Genomic DNA, 22,245 nt, shown 5'->3' on the forward strand with positions numbered 1-22,245 from the left:
CCCAAATATACGAAAAAGCCCGAAAACCCGCATGCGGAAAATGCACGACGGCACTATTTAATGCTTATCTTTGCGACAAACACACGGAAAAATCCGGCACACGAAAACCATGAGAAAGCATTGGATACTGACTACGATAACGCTTGCCGCCGTGCTGGCTGCGGCTGCCTACCTCCGCTTCTTCTTCGTCTTCGGCGAGGGCGTCAAGAGCGGCGAACTGAACTACGTCGTCTACAAGGGCGTGCTTTTCAAGACCTACGAAGGGAAGCTGATCCAGACCGGCATCCGCTCGAAAGCCGCCGGGTCGATCCAGTCCTACGAGTTCGAGTTTTCGGTCGAGAACGAAGCTCTGGCGCGCAAGCTGATGCTCCAAGGGGGAAAGACGCTCGAACTGCACTACAAGGAGTATTTCGGGGTACTGCCCTGGCGGGGTTTCACCAAGTTCATCGTCGACAGCATCGTCGCCGTCCGGCCTGCGAAGCAGGGAATCGACTCCCTGGCAGAGCATCCATGAGGCCTCCGGACGCCCTGCAAGGGGATGCGTGAAATAATTTATCGAAAAACGATAAATATTTTTTGACATTCACAATTTATTCCTATATTTGCCGCCGTAACAATCCAAAAAACAAAACATCAGCGACAATGGATTTACTCACAGTAGAACACGTCACCAAACGCTACGCTTCGCACACGGCGCTCGACGACGTATCGCTCGCCATCCCCAAAGGTTCGGTCTACGGACTGCTCGGACCCAACGGAGCCGGCAAGACAACCCTGATCCGCATCATCAACCGCATCACGGCGCCTGACACGGGCCGCGTGCTGTTCGGCAGCCGGGAGATCGCTCCCGAAGACATCTACCGCATCGGCTACCTGCCCGAGGAGCGGGGTCTCTACAAGAAGATGAAGGTGGGCGAACAGGCCGTCTTCTTCGCCCGTCTGAAAGGACTTTCGCGCCGCGAAGCCGTCGTGCGGCTGAAGCAGTGGTTCGTCCGGTTCGGCATTCAGGACTGGTGGGACAAGAAGGTGGAGGAGCTCTCGAAGGGCATGGCCCAGAAGGTCCAGTTCATCGTCACAATCCTGCACGAACCCGAGCTGCTAATCTTCGACGAGCCGTTCTCGGGATTCGACCCGATCAACGCCAACCTGCTGAAAGACGAAATCCTGGCGCTACGCGACAAGGGTGCGACGATCATCTTCTCGACACACAACATGTCCTCCGTGGAGGAGATCTGCGACCACATCACGCTGATCAACAAATCGCACAACATCCTCTCGGGCCAGGTCGACGAAATCCGCCGCCGCCACGGCTCCAACATCTTCGAGGTGGCCTACCGCGGCGAGGAGCAGACCCTGCGTCAGGCCGTCGCGGGGCGCTGCGAAATCATCGACGGCACGCAGGAGGAGTCGGTCTACCGGATGCTCAAGCTCCACGTCGCGGACAGTGCCGAAGTGCGCGGGGTCATCAGCGCGATCAACGAGTCCGTCGAACTGCGTTCGTTCCGCGAAATCATCCCCTCGATGAACGACATCTTCATAAGGGCCGTGAACGGCTCGCTGTAAAACCGCCGTTCCGATCCTCCGGGCCCTTTCAGCAAGATCCCCGCAAAGGCGGGTTTCGGGGAGGGACAAACCGGTCGGAACGCCGCGAAAATACCGCTCTCAGGAGCACCAACGATCAACGAATCAATTACATCCTGTCATGTCCAACATATCCATCATCATCCAGCGCGAGTTCAACGAGCGCGTACGTAAAAAGTCCTTCATCATCACCACGCTGCTGATGCCCCTGCTGATGATCGGACTGATGGCCGCCCCGGCACTCATCATGCAGTTCTCGCGGGGCGACGAGAAGGTCATCACCGTCATCGACGACAGCGGGCTGGTGGCCCCGAAACTCAAAAACGGCGAGGAGATCCGTTTCGAAACCACGGACCTGTCGACCGAGGAGGCCCGCAAGCAGCTGACCGACAAATTCGGCGTGCTCTACATCGGCGGCAACATCCTGGAAAATCCGAACAACATCCGCCTCTACGCCAACTCCTCGTCGTCGCTCTCGCTCGAAAGCAACCTCACGGAGCAGATCGAGCGCATCCTCGAAGCCGAGAAACTCAAGGCCTACAACATCGAAAACCTCTCGCAGATCCTCGACGAGGTGAAGACCTCGGTCAACATCCAGACCTTCCGTAACGACAAGTCGCAGGAGAAGGACGCGCAGGCACAGTCGTCGGCCGTGGCCTCGGCCGTGGGTTACATCCTGGGATTCATCCTCTACATGTTCCTGCTGATCTACGGATCGATGGTCATGCAGTCGGTGATCGAGGAGAAGAACAACCGCGTGCTGGAGGTGATGGTCTCGTCGGTGCGCCCCTTCGACCTGATGATGGGTAAAATCCTCGGCGTGGCCTCGATGGCCATCGTGCAGGTGGTGCTCTGGGGCGTGCTGATCGCCGGCGTCGGGTCGCTGGTGATGCCCCATCTGATGCCCGAAGACGTGATGGCAAGCGCCCAGGCCATGCAGCAGGGCATGCCCGATGCGGCTTCGATGTCGGACATGAGCCCCGAAATGCTGCAGGCCGTGGCCACCATGACCGACCTGGGCTATATCGTCAAGATCTTCGTCTGCCTGCTGCTGTTCGTCTTCGGCGGATACCTCCTCTACTCGGCGATGTTCGCCGCCGTGGGTTCAGCCGTCGACAACATACAGGACGCCTCGCAGCTGCAAATGCCCATCACGCTGCCGATCATCCTCGCCCTGCTGATGATGATCGTCGTCATCAAGGACCCCAACTCGCAACTGGCCTTCTGGTTCTCGATCATCCCGTTCACCTCGCCGATCGTCATGATGGCACGCATCCCCTACGACATTCCGCTGTGGGAGGTCATCCTCTCGCTCGTGGTACTCTACGCCTCGTTTGTCGGCATGGTGTGGTTTGCGGCGAAGATCTACCGCGTGGGGATCTTCATGTACGGCAAGAAACCCTCGCTCAAGGAGCTGCTCAAGTGGGTACGGTACGATAGTTAGCTGACGGGCAGGCGCCGTCAATCTGCTTATGCCACCCGTCCGGCGGCATTCGCAAACAGGTTCCGCCCCAAGCCCCCGTCCGAAGCGGGGGCTTGTCGCAGGAAGCCCGATGCGCCTTCCCGAAAATGCAACTTTTCTGTTATCGGGATAACAGATTCTTAAAATATTTTCATAAATTTGTCCCGAATTAGGACCAGACGAAAAACATTACACCAAAATATTTAAAAATCAAACAGCTATGATCTCGATCGACAACTACGATTTCAAAGGCAAGCGCGCGATCATCCGCGTGGATTTCAACGTGCCCCTCAACGAGAAGGGCGAAGTGACGGACGACACGCGCATCCGCGCCGCCATCCCCACCATCAAGAAGGTGCTCACCGAAGGCGGCTCGGTAATCCTGATGTCGCACATGGGACGTCCCAAGAAGAATCCCGATCCCAAGTACTCGCTCGAGCAGATCGTTCCCGCAGTCGAGAAAAACCTCGGCACGAAGGTCGAGTTCGCCGGTGACTGCATCGGTGAGAAGGCAGCCGAAATGGCCAAAAACCTCAAGCCCGGACAGGTTATGCTGCTGGAGAACCTGCGTTTCTACGCCGAGGAGGAGGGTAAACCCCGCGGTCTGGCCGAGGACGCCTCGAAGGAGGAGAAGGACGCCGCCAAGAAGGCGCTGAAAGAGGGCCCGCAGAAGGAGTTCGTCCAGAAGCTCGCTTCGTATGCCGACTGCTACATCAACGACGCGTTCGGCACAGCTCACCGCAAGCACGCTTCGACCTATCTGATCGCCAAGTCGTTCCCCAACGACAAGATGTTCGGCTACCTGATGGAGAAAGAGGTGAAGGCCATCTCCTCGCTGATGGAGGCTCCGGCACATCCGTTCTGCGCCATCGTGGGCGGATCGAAGGTTTCGTCGAAGATCGGCGTGATCAAGGCCCTGATCGAGAAGGTCGATTCGATCATCATCGGCGGCGGCATGACCTACACGTTCGCGGCCGCACAGGGCGGCAAGGTCGGCAGCTCGATCTGCGAGCCCGACATGTTCCCCGTAGCGCTCGAAATCCTCGAACTGGCCAAGAAGAAGGGCGTCGAACTGGTGATGTCGCCCGACGCACTGACGGCCGACGCATTCTCGGCCGACGCCAACACCCAGGAGGCTCCGGCCAACAACATTCCCGACGGATGGGAGGGTCTGGACATCGGCTCCGAGGGCAAAAAGATCTTCCGCAACCACATCCTGGGCTGCAAGACCATCCTCTGGAACGGCCCCGTGGGTGTGTTCGAGATCGACAAATTCGCAACCGGATCCAAGGAGGTGGCCCTGGCCATCGCCGAGGCCACCAAGAATGGCGCCTACTCGCTCATCGGCGGCGGCGACTCGGTAGCCTGCATCAACAAGTTCGGCCTGGCCGATCAGGTGTCATACATCTCGACGGGCGGCGGTGCTCTGCTCGAATACATCGAGTTCGGTGACCTGCCGGGCGTTGCGGCCATCCGCGACTAACCGGATATACCGAAACAATCACAACGGCGGGGATTTCCGGTTTTCACGGAGATCCCCGTCTCATAAAAACCCGAACCGATATGAAAAAAATCATCCTTTTCGCAACAACAATGGCTTGTATGGCAGCCTGTCAGAATACCCCCAAGACCCCGGCCCTCGACAAGGCCAACTTCAATCTGTCGGTGGCCCCCAACGCCGACTTCTACGAGTACGCCACGGGCGGCTGGCAGAAGAACAACCCCCTGAAGCCCGAATATTCGCGCTACGGATCGTTCGACATCCTGCGCGACAACAACGAGACGCGCATCAACGAGCTCTTCTCCGGCATGATGCAGCAGAAAGCCGAGCCGGGAAGCATCGAGCAGAAGATTTCGGACCTCTACAAGATGGGGCTCGACTCGGTGCGCCTGAATGCCGAGGGCGCCGCTCCGATCAAGGCCGCCGTCGACAAAATTCTCGCCCTTGACGACCGCTCGCAGCTGACCGCCACGGTGGCCGGTCTCCACACCTCGATCGGCAATCCGTTCTTCGGCATGGGTGTGCAGTCCGACCTGATGAACAGCGACATCAACGCACTCTACGTCTCGCAGCCCAGCCTGGTCATGGGTGACCGCGACTACTACCTCACCCCCGAGAACGAGTCGATCCGCGCCGCCTACAAGGAGTATCTGGGCAAGATCTTCCGGCTGTCGGGTGTTCCCGAAGCCGACATCGAAAAGGCCGTTGCCGGCGTGCTGTCGATCGAGACGAAACTGGCCGAGAAAAACTGGTCGAGCGTCGAACTGCGCAACATCCCCGCCATGTACAACCCCACGAAGAAAGCCGATTTCGAGAAGACCTACGACGCCATCGACTGGGCCGAGTACTATAAGACAATGGGTATCGGCGACTTCGAGCAGATCATCGTGACAACCCCCTCGGCCCTGGCCAATGCCAACGAGCTGATGAAAAACGCCCCGCTGGAGGAGATCCGCTACTACCTGGCCGCACAGTACATCGGTGCCGCCGCCAGCTACCTGAGCGACGACTTCATCAACGCGTCGTTCGACTTCTTCGGCCGCGCAATGTCGGGCAAGCAGGAGCAGAAGCCCCGCTGGAAACGCGCCATGTCGGTTCCCAACGGGACCCTTGCGGAGGCCGTCGGCGAAATGTACGTGGCCAAGTACTTCCCCGAGAAGGACAAGGCCCGGATGCTCGACATGGTGAAGAACCTGCAGAAGGCCCTCAGCCAGCACATCGCCGCCCTCGACTGGATGTCCGATGCCACGAAAGCCAAAGCTCAGGAGAAACTCGCGGCCTTCACCGTGAAGATCGGCTATCCCGACAAGTGGAAGGACTACACGGCACTGCAGATCGACCCCGCAAAGAGCTACTGGGAGAACATCGTCGAAGCCAACACCTGGTATACGTCCGACAACATTGCCAAGTTGGGCAAGCCCGTGGACAAGGACGAATGGCACATGTCGCCCCAAACGGTGAATGCCTACTACAGCCCCACGACCAACGAAATCTGCTTCCCGGCCGCCATTCTCCAGCCGCCGTTCTACAACCCCGACGCCGATGACGCGGTGAACTACGGAGCAATCGGCGTGGTGATCGGCCACGAGATGACCCACGGATTCGACGACCAGGGCCGCAATTTCGACAAGGACGGCAACATGAACAACTGGTGGACCGAAGAGGATGCCGCCGCATTCAAGGCCAAGACGGACATTCTGGTCAAGCAGTTCGACGCAATCGAGGTTCTGCCCGCTAAGGGGGACCAGCCTGCCATCTTCGCCAACGGCGCATTGTCGCTCGGCGAGAACATTGCCGACCAGGGCGGTCTGCGCGTGGCCCGCACGGCCTACAACAATTCGCTCGCAGGCAAGGAGGCTCCCGCCCCGATCGACGGATTTACACCCGAGCAGCGTTTCTACCTGGGTTACGCCACGCTGTGGGCACAGAACATCCGCGACGAGGAGATTGCCCGTCTCACCAAGCTCGACGTGCATTCGCTGGGCAAATGGCGCGTGAACGCCACGCTGCGCAACCTGCAGGATTTCTACGATGCCTTCTCGATCACCGACGGGCCGATGTTCATGCCCGAAGAGGAGCGAGTGATCATCTGGTAGCCATCTTCGCAACACAAAAGCGGTACATAACCTGGGTTATGTACCGCTTTGTCATATATACCGGGACCATCGCGGCCGGACAACCGCACCAAACCCGTCTCGAACGCGCGGAATAGGTGCAGGGACTTCACCGCGGAGGCAGGATGCGGAAGGGAGGGAGCAGGCGGCCCCCAGACCCTCTTCAAAGTCTGCCCGACGACCGGAACAGACGTTGTGCGAAGGGAAATCATGGCCCCATGCGCCCTTTTCAAGAGTGGTTCGAATCACCGCCAAGACCGGAAACAGCCGCCATTCTACCGCAAATAGGTCTCCGGAAACTCGAAAAAAAGAGACGCGGCGCAAAGGGCGAAGGGATTGATAACGACTCTCAATAGAACGTTCCTCTCGGGGCGAAAATCGCATACCCGAAATTGAAGGTCAGGTACATGTTGCGCCAGTTTTTCAGGTCGTATTTCGTCAGCGCAAGGCTCACCGGACCGATCGGCGAATGGTAGACCAGCGACGCCTCGGCGATATAATGCCAGCGCTCGTCCGTATTATGCAGGGGATTGAAGTCCCGTTTTTCGCGGAACATGGTGTAGAACCCCGTCCGGAAGAAGCAGTTGGGCAGCAGGTCGAAGGTCGGCATCACCCCCCACGCCACGAAGCGCTTGCCCCGGAAATCGGGCATGTAGATCATCCGGGCATGTGACACGGGCGCGTAGTCGGGCATCGACATCAGGGTTGCGGATTCGGTCCGGAACTGCGGGTGGTTGGTCCATACAGCATCGACATTCAGACCGAGCGAGAACCAGCTGGGCGCCGACACATCGAAGAACTTGTCCCACGAAAAACGGGCTCCGAACCACTGCCTCCTTTCGCGCGAAATGAAGTCTTTCGTATCGTAGGGCTGGAATTTGTCGCGTCCGGTGACATAGATGGCCGAGAGATGCAGGTCGGAGCCGCGGCGGGGATAGAGGAACTTGTCGAGGGTATTGCGCGCCAGACCGGCCCGGACACCGAAGAACGAGAAGCGCGAATGGTCGGTGTCATCGGCAAACAGTTCGTCCGAATCGTAGCGGTAGTTGACATGCCCGCCGTTGAGGCGCAGGGTGAAGACACTGCGATGGGTCAGAGGCACGCCGGCACCCATCGAGAAAAAGCTCTCGGTGTTCTTGACCTGCTGGGCGTTGCGGACACGGGTGACGTTGCCGAAATAGCCGTGGCGGAAATTCCGGACCGCGAAATTGTAGGAATAGTCGAGGAATATCGGCTTCCATGCGTAGAAATCCGTCCGGCCCCCGATCGCTCCCCATGTGTAGATCGGCCCCAGGTAGAGGTCTGCACCCAACTGCTGCGCAACGCGGCCGATAGACTTGTAGTTGAGGCCGATATAGGCCTGGTTGAAGGCTGTCGAGGAGATGTTTCCTCCGATGGTAATCTTGAAATTGGGGCGTGTGTCGAATTTGGCCTCGAACGAATAACTTTTCCGGACGGAGTCGTAGCGCACGGAGGGGAAGTCCATCGTGAAATCGCCGCCGGCAAGCACCTCGAAGATGTTGTCACGCAGTTCGGTAAAGCCCATCGGCCGCTGAATGCCCGGCGTCCGGCGGTCCATCTGCACGAAATCGCGGATATACTCCCGCTGGGTGCGCTTCAACCCCTTGAGTTTGTAGTCGTCGAAAACCAGCGGCGGACACTTGGCGCGGAATGCCTCGCGGCGCCCGGCGTAGTAGGCCGAATCGCGGCGTTCGGCGACCTTCTCCAACAGTTGCGGCATGGCGGCCATGGCGTCCTCGTAGCCCATATCCATGATGGCCCCGGCCTGGTCGAAGTCGAGCATGTTGACCTCCACGGCACGGCGGATCGTGACGCTGCGCTCCTCGGGCAGCGTATAGTCGGTATCGTACATGGCCAGCATGAAAGCCTGGTCCATGATGTTGCTGTCCTCGCTGGGCGGGGTGTTGCCCTCGGTGCAGATCGAGCCGACGATCAGATCGGGCCGGAAAGAGGCGTCGAGGGGTTTCCACGGGAAATTGTCGTAGAGACCGCCGTCGTACAGCAGCATCGAGTCCCTCACCATCGGCTTGAAAACCAGCGGAATAGACATCGACGAGCGGACCGCCTCGCTCAAGTCGCCCTTGCGTATGGCCACCGGTTTACGGAGGTTCAGGTCGCTGGCCACGCAGAGGAACGGGACCATCAGGCGGTTGAAATCACCCCCCGCGGCAGCCGTCGCCGGGGCCAACAGTTCCGTGAGGGCCATGTCGATCTGCGTCGAGGAGATCAGGTTCCGGGGTACGCGCAGCCGCTTGCCCGAGGGGCTCTCGATGTCGATGCGCAGGCTCAGAAAGGACGGACTGCTCCCCACCTGCCAGTAATAGGCCATGTATTTGTTGGGGTCGATGCGCCCCGAGACCCACTCCTTGACCACCCCCGAGTCGACGATTGCACGCATTTCGGCCGGGGAATATCCTGCGGCATACATCGCGGCGATGATCGAACCCATCGAGGTTCCGGCCACATAGTCGATCGGCACGCCGTTCTCTTCGAGCGCCTCCAGGACGCCGATATGGTAAAGCCCCTTCGCTCCGCCGCCGCTCATCACGACCCCGATCTTCTGGGCCGCAGCAGGGAGTACCGCCAGCAGCAGCACCCCGACAAATGAGCCTATTTTACGCAACATATCTCAATTTTTTTATAACTTTGCACATTACTACGATGTCGTTCAAAAGTAGACAAAAAAGAAACACGATCAAAATATGACTGACAAAATCAATGAACTCCTGCGACGTGTCGAGGAGTTTAAGCCGAAGGCCGCCTCGGAAATCGAGGAGTTCCGCATCCGGATCCTCGGCAAGAAAGGCGAGCTGACAGCCCTGATGGAGGAGTTCAAAACAGTGGCTCCCGAGCTGAAACGCGAATTGGGCCAGCAGTTGAACCGTCTCAAAAACGAGGCCACGGAGCGCATCAACACCCTGCGCGAGCAGTTGCAGAACGCCGCGGCCGACGCAACCTCGTCTTCAGGCGACCTGACACGTCCCGGCACGGCCGAACACCTCGGGTCGCGCCACCCGATTTCGCTGGTGAAAAACCAGATCGTCGAGGTCTTTTCGCGGCTGGGCTATACCGTGGCCGACGGCCCCGAGATCGAGGACGACTGGCATGTGTTCTCGGCCCTGAACTTTCCGCCCGAGCACCCGGCACGCGACATGCAGGACACGTTCTTCATCGAAAAGGACCCCGACATCCTGCTGCGCACGCACACCTCGTCGATTCAGGTCCGCACGATGGAGCGTCAGAAACCGCCCATCCGCGTCATCTGCCCGGGTCGCGTGTTCCGCAACGAGGCCATTTCCTACCGCGCGCACTGCATCTTCCACCAGATCGAAGGTCTCTACATCGACGAGGGAGTCTCGTTCGCCGACATGAAGCAGTCGCTGCTCTACTTCGCCAAGGAGGTCTTCGGCGAACAGGCCGTGATCCGCATGCGCCCGTCCTACTTCCCCTTCACCGAACCCTCGGCCGAGGTCGACGTGTCGTGCAACCTCTGCGGCGGCAAGGGCTGCAACGTCTGCAAGGGCACGGGATGGCTCGAAATCATGGGCTGCGGCATGGTGGATCCGAACATATTGAAAGCCAACAACATCGACTCCGAAAAATATTCCGGATTCGCCTTCGGCATGGGTATTGAACGCATTGCCATGCTCAAATACGGCGTAAAGGACCTGCGTCTCTATTTCGAAAACGACGTGCGGTTCCTCCACCAGTTCGACGAAGCACTCTAAATCCCCCGATGCCCATGAAACGCCTCACAGCGACAACGGTCCTCTGCCTCCTGCTCTTCTTCGCGGCATTCGTCTCGGGAAAGGGGACCCCGGCAGTGCCCGAATACCCCGATTCGCTGCGCAGCGTGTGGCTCTACACCGAAGGCATCAAGCAAAACATCATCGCGGGCGACACGGCCCGGGCCCGGGAACTGTTTCTCGAAGCGGTCCGCAACGACTCGACCTGTGCACCGGCGTGGTACGAACTGGCCGGAAACCTTCTGAATTCGTCGCCCGAAGAGGCCGTCGAAATGGCCCGCCGCGCCTGTCGGCTCGACACTGCGAACAAATGGTACCAGCAGTTCTACGGACAGGCACTGATCCTCTCCAACCGCCTCGACGAAGCACTGAAAGTCTACCGCCGCCTGATGGAGAACGACCCGAAGGATCCGGACAACTACCGCATCGTGGCGGCCCTCTACGAGCAGAAGCAAAGTCCCGTCATGGCCCTCGTGACGCTCGACTCGGCCGAACTGCGCTTCGGGCGCATTCCCCTGCTGAGCACCATGAAACGGCGTCTGCTGGTGGCCACGAACCAGCTCGACAAAGCCGTGGCCGAAGCCCAGGCGATGGTCGAAGCCGCCCCTTACGAAGCCCAGCACCACGTGGTCCTCGGCGACCTCTACGCCATCGCCAAGAAGAATTCGCTGGCCCGCGCCGAATACGACCTTGCACTGCAGATCGACTCGACGAACGTACAGACGCTGATGGCGCTGGCCGATTTTCACGCCGGACAGCAGGATTACCGGGCGCTGCTGGCCGTCACGCGGCAGCTGTTCCAATCCGACGAACTGCCGCTCGAAACCAAGATCAAACGCTTCGAACAGTTCACCTCCGACACCCGCTTCTACCGCGAATATTATTTCCAGTTGAACGACCTGGCCTCGACGCTGGCCATCCGCTATCCCGACGACAGACGCGTCGTGGAACTTTACGCCGGTCACCTGATCGCTTCGGGCGAACTGGAGCAGGCCCTGGCGCTCTACAAGAGCCATCTCGGCGACCGGCCCCTTGCCGAGGAGTATTTCCGGGCAGTGATCGACATCGAGAGCTACCTCCAGCGTCCCGACTCGGTCGACAAATACGTCACGCACGCCCTGGAGCTCTTCCCCGCGAAGATCGACTTCCACCTCGCCAAAGGACATGTGATGGGTCTCTCGAAGCAGTATGACAAAGCTATCGACATCTACAAGGAGGCCTTGCACCATGCCGACACGGATTCGCTGCGCAGCGCGATCTGGGGCATGATCGGCGACACCTGGCATCAGAAGGCCGAGGCCGGGGAGCCGAATCCGGAAGGAAGTCTGCCCCTGCACACGGATCTGCCCGCCAGGAAGGGCAGCGCCCGCAAAGCCATGAAAGAGTGCTACGAGGCCTACGAGCGGAGTCTGCGCTACTGGTCCGACAACGCAATGGTACTCAATAACTACGCCTATTTTCTTTCGCTCGAGGGGCGCGATCTGGAACGGGCGCTCAACATGTCGAGCCGCGTCGTGGCGATCACCGACAACAACCCCACCTACCTCGACACGCACGGCTGGGTGCTCTTCAAGCTGGGACGCACGGACGAAGCCAGGAAAATCCTGCAAAAAGCCGTCGCCCTCGACGGACAGAAGAGCCCCGAACTGATGATTCACTACGGCGATATCCTGCATCTCCTGGGCGAGCAGTTCATGGCTGAAATCTACTGGCGCCGGGCACTCGAAAAAGGTTACGACGCCCGACAGATCGAACAGCGTCTGCAACAACCCCCCATCACCAAGTCCGAACCCAAAGAATAGCCCTGCCATGAGACCGATCCGCATCCTGACCCTTGTGTTCCTGCTCTGCACACTCACTGCCGCCGCACAGAACGACCGACGCATCGAGGAGCAGAAACGGGTCATCGCGGCCCTCGAGAAACGGATCGCCACCGAAGAGCGGGAGATTTCGAAAATCCAGAAGGGCCGCACGGCCACCGAGGAACGCGTGCGCCGCCTGGCGCGTCAGATCGATTCGCGCAACCAGCTGCTCGACGAGACCGAAAAGCAGGCACGCCTTCTGCGTGAGGAGATCGCCCGCACGGACAGCGTGGCCGGGAACCTTGCGGCAACCCTCGCACGCGACCGTGCACAGTACGGAGAAATGGTGCGCGAGGCCTACCGCAACTACAAGCACAACAACTACCTGACCTATATCTTCTCCTCGCGCGACTTCACCGACGTGGCGCGTAAGATCACCGCCCTGCGCGAGGTGGGCTCGATGCGCGAACGCAAACTGCGCGACATCGAGGCGCTGACCGTCGAGGTCCGCACCGAAAAGGAGGCGCTCGACCGCCGCAAGAGGTCGCTCGACTCGGTCACGCGCAGCCTCTCGGCACAGCGCGAGAAACTCCAGCGCGACGCCCGCAATGCCAAGGCCAGCATCCGGTCGATGTCGCAGAAGGAGAAAACGGCCCTGCAGCGCAAAATCGCACAGGAGCAGCAGCTGGATGTGGCCATCAGCGAACTGCGCAAGTTGACCAAGGGAAATACCGAAGGGGCTTCGTTCTCGGCGAAAACCTCCGGGCTGCGTCTTCCGGTGACTGCCGGACGCGTGAAACGATACAGGGAGAACATGGCCGAAATCATCGGTCCGAAGGGGGCACATGTCATCTCGATCTACGACGGCAAGGTCGTCGACGTGAAGCGCAACCGGATCACCAGCAAATACGACGTTTACGTCGCTCACGGCGAATATATAACCTCCTATGCCAACATGGGGACGATCTGCGTCGAGAAGGGCCAAAAAGTGGCAAGAAACGCACAACTCGGAACCATCGGCTCGGCAGTCAACGTGATGACGATGGAGACCGAATACAAACTCGTCTTCGGCATCTACCCGCCCAACCCCGGGCAGAAGATGCGCGCGGAGGAGTGTTTCCGAAAATAAAACCGACGCTTCCTGCGTTTCCGCGGGGCGGCCGCCACGTCGTCAGCCCCGGAACAGAACGACATAACAACAACGAAAAAATGGCTGTCAAATACTTTACCGACGACTGCAAATACCGACTCCCGCAAAAGCGCCTCACGGCGCGATGGTTGCACGAAGTGGCCGCAGGAGAGGGCTACACGCTGGGTGATGTCACCTATATCTTCTGCTCGGCACAGCGGCTGCTGGAGATGAACCGCCAATACCTCGGGCACGATTACTTCACCGACGTCATCACGTTCGATTACAGCGACCGCAAGGGAACACGGATCGTCTCGGGCGACATCTTCATCGACGTTGAGACGGTTGCCGACAACGCCCGCCAATATGGCGCGACTACCCTGCAGGAGATGCGCAGGGTAGTGGTCCACGGAGTGCTGCACCTCTGCGGGCAGGGCGACAAAACGCCCCGCACCAATGCACAGATGCACCGAAAGGAGGACAAATACCTGAAATTCTGGGAGAGTATCCAGCAGTAATTGCCATGAAACACTCCCGATTTATCGCAGCGACCGCTCTCACGGCTCTCCTGCTGGCCGGATGTACGGGCCGCTGCACGGCCGGAAACGCCGCAGACAGGGCCGCCGGCGACGGCACGTCCGAAACCGCAGTTTCCGCGCCGGATCCAGCAGGGGAGAGGCCGTCAGGGGAAGGGAGGCCGTCAGGGGAGAGGCTTCCGCACGCCGCATCCCGTACCTGGAGCGGCCGCGACGGTAGCAGCAAACGGTGGGGCCCCTTTGAGGAAAACGACACGACGTTCCTCTTCGTCCACGAGTACCTTATCGGCAGCGACACGAACCGCTATAAGGTCTTTATCCGAAAAGGTCCGCAGCCGAACGATATTCCCAATTTTGCAAGCCTTTCGCCGCAGAACGAATCGGCATGGAAGGATTTCACCGACCAGCTGCACACGCTCAGGAAACGCCACCCAGGGTCGCTTACACACCATGCGGCGTTGACCGGACTTTCACACAGCTGGACGCCGGTCCGCTCTTTGCGGGGGAGCTACTACGTAAACGGTTTCAATCCCTATCCGGTATGGATTTCGGATTCGCTTTTCGTCCGCCAGACGATCGACGGCCAACGGCCCTCACGCATCAGTACGGCGGAACGCATCGCCCCGACGCATTACCGCCTCCGGACAACAGCCGGAGATGGGGGCGGCGAACTGGTGGACATATACCTTGTGGACACCGCATGCAGGATGGCTGTGTTCGCCTTCAGCAACGACCGGAAAACAGAACTGTTACAGTCGCTTTATGTTCCCTTTGAAACGGGGCTTGAGATGGATAAGATCGACTTTCACTCGCTGGAACTGCCCGACGAGAGCGAGGTGGAGTGGGACGAAACGGATTTCGGAGCGCTGATTTCCGGAGCCGCACCACTCCGGGAAGCGGATTCGAAAACAGACAAAACGAATAATAACGAATGACACTCGATTACGACATTATCGTCATCGGCGGAGGACACGCCGGATGCGAAGCCGCTTCAGCCGCCGCACGACTCGGTTCGCGCACGCTGCTGCTCACGATGGACATGGCCAAACTGGCTGCCATGTCGTGCAATCCAGCAGTAGGAGGAGTAGCCAAAGGTCAGATTGTCAGAGAGATAGATGCATTAGGCGGCCAAATGGGGCGTATCACCGACCTCACAACCATCCAGTTCCGGATGCTCAACCGGTCGAAGGGTGCTGCGATGTGGAGTCCCCGGGCGCAGTGTGACAAGACGCGCTTTTCGGAGGAGTGGCGCCACACGCTCGAAAACACCCGAAACCTCTATATCTGGCAGGACGCTGTGAGCGAACTACTGTTCGACAACACCCCAAACAAGGACCACAACTCCTCCGCAGCATCGGACAATTGCCGTGCAGACTCATGCACACACCGCATCACAGGAGTGCGCACCCGCATGGGCGTCACATTTTCCTGCCGGAAAGTCATACTCACCTCCGGCACATTCCTCGGAGGAATGATGCACTGCGGCACCTCACACGCCGAAGGCGGCAGGGCAGGGGATGCCGCATCGCACGGCATTACGGAGAGTCTCCGGACCATCGGATTTGAAATCGGACGCATGAAGACTGGAACTCCGGCGCGCCTCGATGGCCGGACCATCAACTTCGAAATCCTCGAACCGCAATACGGCGACGAAAACCCCGCCAAATTTTCATTTTCACCCGAAACGCAACCGGTCAAAGAGCAGCTTCCCTGCTTTCTGGTCTACACCTCGAAGGAGGTTCACGAGATTCTTCGCAGCGGATTCGACCGCTCGCCGCTGTTCAACGGCACGATCTGCGGCATCGGTCCGCGCTACTGTCCCTCGATCGAGGACAAACTGCGCACCTTTGCCGACAAGGACCAGCACCAACTGTTCCTGGAACCCGAAGGCAGTTCGACCAATGAATACTACCTGAACGGTTTTTCGTCGTCTCTGCCCTGGGAAGTTCAATGGGAAGCCCTGCACAAAATCCACGGATTCGAGGATCTGCACATTTTCCGTCCCGGATATGCCATCGAATACGACTATTTTCCACCTACCCAACTGCACCATTCGCTCGAAACGAAACTCGTTTCAGGGCTTTATTTCGCCGGACAGATCAACGGAACGACCGGCTACGAGGAAGCTGCAGCGCAGGGTCTGATGGCGGGTATCAACGCCCATCGGGCAATGAGAGGGGAGAAGCCTATTGTACTGAAACGCGACGAAGCCTATATCGGCGTACTGATCGATGACCTGGTGACCAAAGGCGTCGACGAACCCTACCGCATGTTCACCTCCCGGGCCGAATATCGCATTCTGCTCCGACAGGACAATGCCGACATCCGTTTGACTCCGTTGGGATACAAAACAGGGTTGATTTCACAAAAACAATACGATCATTTCATCAAAAAAAATACGCTTGTAGAATCGCTTATTTCATTCGCCCGCGAGCAGAGTATCAAACCAGCCGAAATTAACGACTATTTAAAATCAATCAATTCGGAGCCTTTAGCACAGGGAAGAAAGCTATATGACATCCTGATGCGCAATAATGTCACGTTTGATTCGTTGCAAAAAGTCTTACCCAAGCTGCAGAAATTCATCAGCGAAAACGAAATAACTCCGGAAGCACTAGAAGAAGCCGAAATACAAATCAAGTACAAAGGCTACATCGAACGTGAAAAATTCATCGCAGACAAGTTACGACGCCTTGAAAATATACGAATACCGGACAATTTCGACTTCCATTCGATGCAGGCATTGACGATTGAAGCTCGCCAGAAGCTTTCCCGCATTCGGCCTGAAACCATCGGCCAGGCATCGCGAATCCCCGGAGTTTCACCTGCCGATGTCAATGTTCTGCTCGTAAAATTCGGGCGATAGAAGATAAAGTTCCACGTGGAACAAAAGAAGGAGAGACGAATAAAAATAGCTACTTCAAGATAAGTAACATCAAAAAGCCACCTCGATCGAGGTGGCTTTTTGATATTAAAAACGTATTCTAATTACAAAACGACGGTACACCAATCGTACTTATCCTCTGCTCGGCCATACTGAATATCCTGTAAACGCGTGTAAAGTTCCATACAATTCTTTCCGACCTCGTCGCCGTAATTATACGTTTTTTCGGTCTGCATGTCGTAAATAAACCCGATAGGGGAGATAACAGCGGCCGTCCCGCAGGCTCCGCATTCATCGAAGGTCTCCAATTCCTCAACCGGAATATGACGTTCCTCAACAACCAAACCCATATCGCGTGCAATCTGACGAAGACTCATGTTGGTAATAGAGGGCAAGACCGAAGGCGATTTCGGTGTAATATACTTGCCTTCCTTAATACCGAAGAAGTTGGCAGCTCCGCACTCTTCAATGTATTTATGCTCGGCAGCATCGAGGTACATGATATTCGAATAGCCCAATTCATGACCCTTTTCGCCCGACAGCAGGCTGGCGGCATAGTTGCCTCCGACCTTCACATCGCCTGTTCCACGTGGAGCAGCACGGTCCTGCTCGCGGTCGATAGCAACCCGAATCGGTTTGATTCCCGATTTGAAATAAGCTCCAACGGGCGAACAATAGACAATCAGAAGGGCTTCACGAGCCGGCTTTACACCCAATCCGACCGATGTTCCAAACATCACGGGACGCAGATAGAGCGAAGCCCCAGTGCCGTAGGGAGGGATAAAACGTTCGTTACGCTTGACAACCTCGATGCAGGCATCGACGATCATTTCAATCGAAGGGACCGGCAAACACAACCGCTTTGCCGAGGACTGGAGACGCCGCGCATTGTCGGCGACACGGAAAAGTCTCACTTTTCCGTCAACACCGCGGAAGGCTTTCAGACCCTCGAAAAGTTCAATGCCATAGTGCAGACACGAAGCCGACATGTGCATCTGGATATATTCGTCATCGGTAACCAGCATCTCGCTCCATTTCCCGTCGACAAAGGAGTAGCGAACATTGTAATCGGTTTTGCGATAGTCGAAGCCCAAAGCGCTCCAATCAGTATTTTCCATATCCCATATGTTTTAAAATGTTTACTAAAAATTCATTCTATCAACCAATCAACCCACAACAGCACCATTGTGAGTAGCCTCGCCGGGTTGCAGCAGACGCAACTTTCCGGAAGCATCTTCCGCCATAAGAATCATGCCGCTCGAAAGGATTCCCTTCAGTTCGCGCGGGGCAAGATTCACCAAGACAAGGACCTGCTTTCCGACCAACTCCTCGGGAGTGAAATGCTCGGCAATCCCCGAAACAATTTCGCGTTTGTCGATTCCCGTATCGACCGTCAGTTTCAACAACTTCTTCGTTTTGGCAACTTTTTCGGCCGCCAGAATCGTCGAAACACGGATATCCATTTTCTGAAAATCGTCGAACTGAATCGTATCTTTCTGTGGATCAATATTTTGTGCAGACTCTGCAATTTCATTGGCAGCCTTGGTCGCCGCAAGTTTATCCAGCTGGCGCTGAATCACGTCGTCCTCGATCTTCTCGAACAACAGCGCAGGTTCCCCGATGGCATGCCCCGCCGGAATCAGATCCGTAGCACCGAGGCGTTCCCAGCCGAATTTAGCGACGACCAGCATCCGGAGAATTTTCTCCGCCGAGAAGGGCATGAACGGTTCGATGGCAATGGCCGTATTGGCCGTGATCTGCAAAGCGATGTTGAGAATCGTCTCGACACGTGCCGGATCGGTCTTGATCACCTTCCACGGTTCGGTGTCGGCCAGGTATTTGTTGCCGATGCGCGCGATGTTCATGGCATCCTTCAGCGCCTCGCGAAAACGGTAATTCTCGATGTTTCCTTCGAGCGAAGCTTTCACAGCGGCCACTTCACCGATGGTCTGCCGGTCGTATTCGTTCAGCTCCCCGCAAGATGGAACCTTACCGCCGTAATATTTCTGTGTCAGCACCAGAGCACGGTTGACGAAATTTCCCAGCACGGCCACCAGCTCGTTGTTGTTCCGGGCCTGGAAATCCTTCCAGGTAAAATCGTTGTCCTTGGTCTCCGGAGCATTGGCGCAGAGCACATAACGCAGGACATCCTCCTTACCGGGGAAATCCTCCAGATATTCGTGGAGCCACACGGCCCAATTACGCGAAGTAGAAATCTTGTCGCCCTCAAGGTTCAAAAATTCGTTGGCCGGCACATTCTCAGGCAGAATATAACCGCCGTGGGCCTTGAGCATCGACGGAAAGACGATGCAGTGGAACACGATATTGTCTTTGCCGATGAAGTGAACCATCTTGGTGTCCTCCGACTTCCAATAACGTTCCCAATCGGGTGTAAGATCCTTTGTAGCAGATATATAGCCGATAGGAGCATCGAACCATACATAGAGCACCTTGCCCTCGGCACCCTCCACGGGAACCGGGATGCCCCAGTCCAGATCGCGGCTCACGGCACGCGGCTGGAGACCTCCATCGAGCCAGCTCTTGCACTGCCCGTAGACATTTGTTTTCCACTCCTTGTGTCCCTCGAGAATCCATTTGCTCAGGAATTCTTCGTACCGATCCAACGGAAGATACCAATGCTTCGTTTCCCGCTTCACGGGCACGGAACCCGATACGGCGCTGTGCGGATCGATAAGTTCGTCGGGCGAAAGGGTAGAGCCGCACTTCTCGCACTGGTCGCCGTAGGCACGGTCATTGCCGCATTTCGGACAGGTTCCCACGATGTAACGGTCGGCCAGAAAGGTCTGCGCCTCCTCGTCGTAATACTGCAAAGAGGTCTTCTCGATGAATTTGCCTTCGTCGTAAAGCTTTCTGAAAAAGGCTGATGCGGTTTCGGCATGGGTCTTGGACGAGGTTCGCGAATAGATGTCGAACGACATGCCCAGTCCCTCGAACGATTTTTTGATCAGCTCGTGGTAACGGTCCACGATCTGCTGGGGTGTCACCCCCTCCTTGCGAGCCTTGATCGTGATGGGTACGCCGTGTTCGTCCGACCCGCAGACCGAAATCACGTCGCGTCCGCGAAGCCGCAGGTAACGCGTATAAATGTCCGAAGGTATGTAAACTCCAGCCAGATGGCCGATATGTACCGGACCGTTCGCATAGGGAAGCGCCGAAGTCACGAGGTAGCGTTTGAACTCTTTTGCCATAAATATAAAATAGATACAGTATTACTAATTTCTGTCAAAATTACTAATTTTTAAGAGAATCGGGAACGAAAAGCATATATTTTCTGACAGGTTGGAAGAAAAGAAGGCACACCCGAGGGGTGTACCTTCTCCATCAAGCCGGAAAATCCGGTCTTTATTCGAACTGCAACTCGTCGAGCAGCCATCCTGCTCCGGCGAATTTGTCGATGACAAACAGCACGTAACGCACATCCACGGCAATCGTCCGCTGCAACTCGGGTTCGAACGCCACGTCGCCCGACATGGCCTCCCAATTGCCGTCGAATGCCAGACCTACCAACGCTCCCTTGTCATTGAGCACCGGGGAACCGGAGTTTCCACCCGTGATGTCGCAGTCGGCAAGGAACGCCACGGGAAGCTCTCCCTGTTTGTTGGTGTAACGCCCGAAATCCTTCGCCGCATACAACTCCTTGAGTTTGGCGGGAACGGTGAACTCCGTGGGATTCTGCGGATTCTCCTTCTCCATCACACCCTTGAGCGTCGTATAGTAGTTGTAGTGAATGCCATCCGCCGGATCGTAGGGCAGCACGCGGCCATAGGTCAGACGGAGCGTGAAATTGGCGTCCGACGCCCAAGCCTTGTTCGGCTGCATGCGCATCAGCCCCGCAATGTAGAGGCGATGTCCGTCGGCAAACTTCCGCTTTCCGGCCTGCTGCGCCGACATCAGTTCGCGCATTTTCGCCGTATAGGATTTACTCAACAGCACGGCGGGATCGTTGGACAGATCCGTTCCGGCCGCAACCGCATCCAGTGCCTTCTGCTCATCGGCAAACACCGAATTGTCGTAGAGATTATCCACAAAGGCGTCCGTATCTCCACCAAACTGCGCGTCGATCACCTCGGCGAAGAGCGAAGGCAGCTCCTTGCAGTTCTCCTTGACGATCTGGAACATCCGCTTCGCCACACGCCGGTCGGTCGGCATGTTGTAGTCCTTGTAGAAGGCCTTCAGCGCCTCGCTCAGCTCCTCGCCCTTCATCGACACGGCCAGACGCGCCGGCACCAGAATCTCCACCGAACGACCGATCGCCTCGCTCAAATACTGGCTCGAAGCGAAACAGGGAGCCGTCTCCTCGACCGACTCGCGGATCAGGTTCAGGGCATTCGAATAGCCTTCCGTCGGCAGTGTGTTCTTCTCGGCCCAGGCAGTAAAGGCTGCCTCCTGCTCCTGCTTGCGACCCTTGACGTCGAGCCGGCGGATACCGCGCGACTCACCGATCGAGTTCTTCCAGTAGTTCGACGACTGGGCGTACTTCGAAGCATACTGAATGCGGACCTTGGGACTGGCGGCCATATCCTCCTTCAGGATGGCCTGCCGTTCGCCGCGGATGAAGATGCGCTGCGGGTTCTCCACTTCGAGCAGACGGTCGATCTCGTAGGAGGTCATGTAACGCTGCGTCGAGCCCGGGAAACCCATGATCATCGCAAAATCGCCCTCGTCGTAACCGTCGAGCGAAATCTTCAGGAATTTTTCAGCCTTGTAAGGGCGATTTTCAGGCGAATACTCCGCCGGCCGATTATCGGGTCCGGCATAAACGCGAAAGACCGAGAAATCGCCCGTATGACGCGGCCACATCCAATTGTCGGTGTCACCGCCGAACTTGCCGATAGACGTGGGAGGCGTACCGACCAGACGCACGTCCTTGAAGACCTCGATCACGAAAGCGAAATACTGGTTGCCGCCGAAAAACGACTTGACCTCGATTTCCATACCGGGATTCTCTCCGCCAAGGCGTTCCGAAACGGCCTTCACCTGTCCGGCAACCAGCTTTTCGCGCTCCTCGCCCCCGGTGATGCCGGGCACGGCGCCCAGCACGTCCGGCGTCACGTCGACGATCCGGCGGATAAAGCGTACCTCAAGCCCCGGAGCCGGCAGCTCTTCGGCGTGCGACATGGCCCAGAAGCCGTCCTTGAGGTAGTCGTGCTCCACGGACGAAAGCGACTGGATCGACCCGTAACCGCAGTGGTGATTGGTGAACAGCAGTCCGTCGGGCGAAACGATCTCGCCCGTACATCCGCCGCCGAAAATGACGATGGCATCCTTGAGCGAAGAGTTGTTCATGCTGTAAATCTCCTCGGCCGAGAGTCGGCACCCGCGAGCCTTCATGTCCTTGCTGTTCATTTTCTGGAGATAGGGCAGCAGCCACATGCCCTCATCCGCCGCGGCCGAAAGCGTGACACACGCTGCGGCAAGCAGTAAAATAATTTTTTTCATAAAGTGCAT

General features: G+C 57.4%; 15 protein-coding genes. 11 read left to right on the forward strand and 4 right to left on the reverse strand.

The annotated features are described in order from the left end of the window. Positions 1–109: 109 nt before the first annotated feature. The 5 genes from QZ460_RS03690 (at position 110) to QZ460_RS03710 (ending at position 6,640) form a co-directional block, all read left to right on the forward strand. Complete coding sequence (locus QZ460_RS03690; RefSeq protein ID WP_290540246.1) at positions 110–514, forward strand: hypothetical protein; 405 nt, start codon at positions 110–112, stop codon at positions 512–514. Between the two features lie 128 nt (positions 515–642). Next, entirely contained in the window at positions 643–1,563 is a 921-nt protein-coding gene (locus QZ460_RS03695) for an ABC transporter ATP-binding protein (protein WP_290540247.1), read from the forward strand. A gap of 139 nt (positions 1,564–1,702) precedes the next feature. Continuing rightward, the gene (locus QZ460_RS03700; RefSeq protein WP_290540248.1) at positions 1,703–3,025 is read left to right on the forward strand and encodes an ABC transporter permease; all 1,323 of its coding nucleotides are present in this window, start codon (positions 1,703–1,705) and stop codon (positions 3,023–3,025) included. Between the two features lie 238 nt (positions 3,026–3,263). Next, positions 3,264–4,526, forward strand: coding sequence for a phosphoglycerate kinase (locus QZ460_RS03705; protein ID WP_290540249.1), 1,263 nt, complete (start codon positions 3,264–3,266; stop codon positions 4,524–4,526). 80 nt (positions 4,527–4,606) lie between these two features. Next, entirely contained in the window at positions 4,607–6,640 is a 2,034-nt protein-coding gene (locus QZ460_RS03710) for a M13 family metallopeptidase (protein ID WP_290540250.1), read from the forward strand. A 367-nt stretch (positions 6,641–7,007) separates the two neighbouring features. On the opposite strand, the gene QZ460_RS03715 is transcribed toward QZ460_RS03710, so the two are convergent. Continuing rightward, on the reverse strand, positions 7,008–9,305 hold the full coding sequence (locus QZ460_RS03715) for a patatin-like phospholipase family protein (protein WP_290540251.1): 2,298 nt from the start codon (positions 9,303–9,305) through the stop codon (positions 7,008–7,010). A gap of 76 nt (positions 9,306–9,381) precedes the next feature. Here QZ460_RS03715 and pheS point away from each other — a divergent pair, with 76 nt between their 5' ends. The 6 genes from pheS (at position 9,382) to mnmG (ending at position 16,758) form a co-directional block, all read left to right on the forward strand. Further along, positions 9,382–10,407, forward strand: coding sequence for a phenylalanine--tRNA ligase subunit alpha (gene pheS, locus QZ460_RS03720; protein WP_290540252.1), 1,026 nt, complete (start codon positions 9,382–9,384; stop codon positions 10,405–10,407). Between the two features lie 14 nt (positions 10,408–10,421). Further along, complete coding sequence (locus QZ460_RS03725) at positions 10,422–12,227, forward strand: tetratricopeptide repeat protein (RefSeq protein WP_290540253.1); 1,806 nt, start codon at positions 10,422–10,424, stop codon at positions 12,225–12,227. Positions 12,228–12,234: 7 nt separating this feature from the next. Then, entirely contained in the window at positions 12,235–13,356 is a 1,122-nt protein-coding gene (locus QZ460_RS03730; protein WP_290540254.1) for a peptidoglycan DD-metalloendopeptidase family protein, read from the forward strand. Positions 13,357–13,436: 80 nt separating this feature from the next. Next, positions 13,437–13,874 carry an rRNA maturation RNase YbeY gene (gene ybeY, locus QZ460_RS03735; protein WP_290540255.1) on the forward strand — a complete coding sequence of 146 codons (438 nt, stop codon included), beginning with the start codon at positions 13,437–13,439 and terminating at the stop codon, positions 13,872–13,874. Positions 13,875–13,879: 5 nt separating this feature from the next. After that, positions 13,880–14,827, forward strand: a complete 948-nt coding sequence (locus tag QZ460_RS03740) for a hypothetical protein (protein WP_290540256.1) — start codon at positions 13,880–13,882, stop codon at positions 14,825–14,827. Next, positions 14,824–16,758, forward strand: coding sequence for a tRNA uridine-5-carboxymethylaminomethyl(34) synthesis enzyme MnmG (mnmG, locus tag QZ460_RS03745; protein WP_290540257.1), 1,935 nt, complete (start codon positions 14,824–14,826; stop codon positions 16,756–16,758). Before QZ460_RS03740 ends, mnmG begins: the two co-directional genes overlap by 4 nt. Before the next feature lie 122 nt (positions 16,759–16,880). On the opposite strand, the gene QZ460_RS03750 is transcribed toward mnmG, so the two are convergent. The 3 genes from QZ460_RS03750 to QZ460_RS03760 form a co-directional block, all read right to left on the reverse strand. Beyond that, entirely contained in the window at positions 16,881–17,894 is a 1,014-nt protein-coding gene (locus QZ460_RS03750) for a branched-chain amino acid aminotransferase (protein ID WP_290540258.1), read from the reverse strand. A gap of 48 nt (positions 17,895–17,942) precedes the next feature. Continuing rightward, positions 17,943–19,985, reverse strand: coding sequence for a methionine--tRNA ligase (gene metG, locus QZ460_RS03755; RefSeq protein WP_290540259.1), 2,043 nt, complete (start codon positions 19,983–19,985; stop codon positions 17,943–17,945). A 154-nt stretch (positions 19,986–20,139) separates the two neighbouring features. Next, complete coding sequence (locus tag QZ460_RS03760) at positions 20,140–22,236, reverse strand: S46 family peptidase (RefSeq protein ID WP_290540260.1); 2,097 nt, start codon at positions 22,234–22,236, stop codon at positions 20,140–20,142. Positions 22,237–22,245: the final 9 nt, after the last annotated feature.

The sequence above is a fragment of the Alistipes sp. genome, from assembly GCF_020026455.1.
Taxonomy (GTDB): domain Bacteria; phylum Bacteroidota; class Bacteroidia; order Bacteroidales; family Rikenellaceae; genus Alistipes.

What these genes read in the sequence shown, in the direction of transcription:
- QZ460_RS03690 (WP_290540246.1), top strand. Translation starts at nt 110, where the DNA reads ATGAGAAAGCATTGGATACTGACTACGATAACGCTTGCCGCCGTGCTG.
- QZ460_RS03695 (WP_290540247.1), top strand. Translation starts at nt 643, where the DNA reads ATGGATTTACTCACAGTAGAACACGTCACCAAACGCTACGCTTCGCAC.
- QZ460_RS03700 (WP_290540248.1), top strand. Translation starts at nt 1,703, where the DNA reads ATGTCCAACATATCCATCATCATCCAGCGCGAGTTCAACGAGCGCGTA.
- QZ460_RS03705 (WP_290540249.1), top strand. Translation starts at nt 3,264, where the DNA reads ATGATCTCGATCGACAACTACGATTTCAAAGGCAAGCGCGCGATCATC.
- QZ460_RS03710 (WP_290540250.1), top strand. Translation starts at nt 4,607, where the DNA reads ATGAAAAAAATCATCCTTTTCGCAACAACAATGGCTTGTATGGCAGCC.
- QZ460_RS03715 (WP_290540251.1), bottom strand. Translation starts at nt 9,305, where the DNA reads ATGTTGCGTAAAATAGGCTCATTTGTCGGGGTGCTGCTGCTGGCGGTA.
- pheS (WP_290540252.1), top strand. Translation starts at nt 9,382, where the DNA reads ATGACTGACAAAATCAATGAACTCCTGCGACGTGTCGAGGAGTTTAAG.
- QZ460_RS03725 (WP_290540253.1), top strand. Translation starts at nt 10,422, where the DNA reads ATGAAACGCCTCACAGCGACAACGGTCCTCTGCCTCCTGCTCTTCTTC.
- QZ460_RS03730 (WP_290540254.1), top strand. Translation starts at nt 12,235, where the DNA reads ATGAGACCGATCCGCATCCTGACCCTTGTGTTCCTGCTCTGCACACTC.
- ybeY (WP_290540255.1), top strand. Translation starts at nt 13,437, where the DNA reads ATGGCTGTCAAATACTTTACCGACGACTGCAAATACCGACTCCCGCAA.
- QZ460_RS03740 (WP_290540256.1), top strand. Translation starts at nt 13,880, where the DNA reads ATGAAACACTCCCGATTTATCGCAGCGACCGCTCTCACGGCTCTCCTG.
- mnmG (WP_290540257.1), top strand. Translation starts at nt 14,824, where the DNA reads ATGACACTCGATTACGACATTATCGTCATCGGCGGAGGACACGCCGGA.
- QZ460_RS03750 (WP_290540258.1), bottom strand. Translation starts at nt 17,894, where the DNA reads ATGGAAAATACTGATTGGAGCGCTTTGGGCTTCGACTATCGCAAAACC.
- metG (WP_290540259.1), bottom strand. Translation starts at nt 19,985, where the DNA reads ATGGCAAAAGAGTTCAAACGCTACCTCGTGACTTCGGCGCTTCCCTAT.
- QZ460_RS03760 (WP_290540260.1), bottom strand. Translation starts at nt 22,236, where the DNA reads ATGAAAAAAATTATTTTACTGCTTGCCGCAGCGTGTGTCACGCTTTCG.